This is a genomic window from Collinsella sp. AM13-34, assembly GCF_003473055.1.
In the GTDB taxonomy this organism is placed as follows: domain Bacteria; phylum Actinomycetota; class Coriobacteriia; order Coriobacteriales; family Coriobacteriaceae; genus Collinsella.
Genome location: NZ_QRLE01000059.1, coordinates 1 through 1,012, shown reverse-complemented (window position 1 = coordinate 1,012; position 1,012 = coordinate 1). Strand labels below are relative to the sequence as shown.

The 1,012-nt window shown below is 73.0% G+C and carries 1 protein-coding gene; it reads right to left on the bottom strand.

Annotated elements, in window-relative coordinates; genetic code table 11:
- On the bottom strand, positions 1–894 hold an 894-nt coding region (locus tag DW151_RS10380; RefSeq protein ID WP_233543403.1), incomplete at its 3' end, for a helix-turn-helix domain-containing protein.
- Positions 895–1,012: the final 118 nt, after the last annotated feature.

Below are 1,012 nucleotides of genomic sequence, written 5' to 3'. Positions count from 1 at the left end.
GCCGTTGTCGGTGAGCACGGCGCGGAACACGCGGCGCGTCCCGTCGGCGCCGAGGACCGCCCGGACGCCCTCCAGGGCGCCCGCGACGCACCCGGCGGTCTTCTCCTCCAGCGGCAGCGCGAGCTGGAGCCTGCTGGGGCGGTGCAGCAGCGTGAGCAGGCAGGCGCTGTCCTCCCGGGCCCCCTCGACGGTGTCCATCTCCCAGGCCGCGGCGCACGCGTCCTCCCCGAGGGCGAGGAACGCGGCATGTGACCTGCGGGCGGAGTGGCGGGTCGCCGCCCGGCGCGCGGCGCGCTTCCTCGGCCTGTAGCCGACCTTGCGCCTGAGCTCCATGTTGGTCATGCCGTCGTAGCCCGCCGAGACCCAGCGGTAGATGGTCGACGGCGACAGGTCCACCGGGCCGCCGTTGCGCGCCGCCATCTGCTCGGGCGACAGCCCCCGGCGCAGGCAGTCCCTTATCGCCTCCAGCCTGGCCGCCGCGGCGGGCTCGTCGGCGTCTATCCCGCGCCTGGACGAGACGAGGACCGAGTCGGCGCACAGCTGCGCGGCCCGGGCCTCGTAGAAGACGTGCGGGCGGCGCTTGCAGCCGATCGCGCGGTACCGCCCGCACCCGTTGCAGCAGCGCGGCCACGCGGCCAGGCGCGGGCAGGCCGCCGACAGGTCGGCGGAGGCGTCCACGCGCTCGCCGCGCCTGGCCTTCGGCGCCGTCACGAACCTGTGCGACGCCACCTCGGCGCTCACCGTCGAGGGCGACCTGCCCAGCTCCCTCGCGATCTCCCTGCACGACGCCCCGCGCTCCAGCATCCTCTGGACCGTGTCCCGCTCGTGCCTCGTGAGCCTTCCGTAGGCCCTCGGGACCGCCCTTGCGGAGCCCCTTTTCTTCTTTCCGGACATGCCGTCCTCCGATCTCCCGGGGCCGGCCGATCCGGCCCTCAGGGTATCGGGTTCCCACATTCATCCGTACATGTACGGATGAATGTGGGAGGTGTTCGGATAAAGTCGATAATCAAGG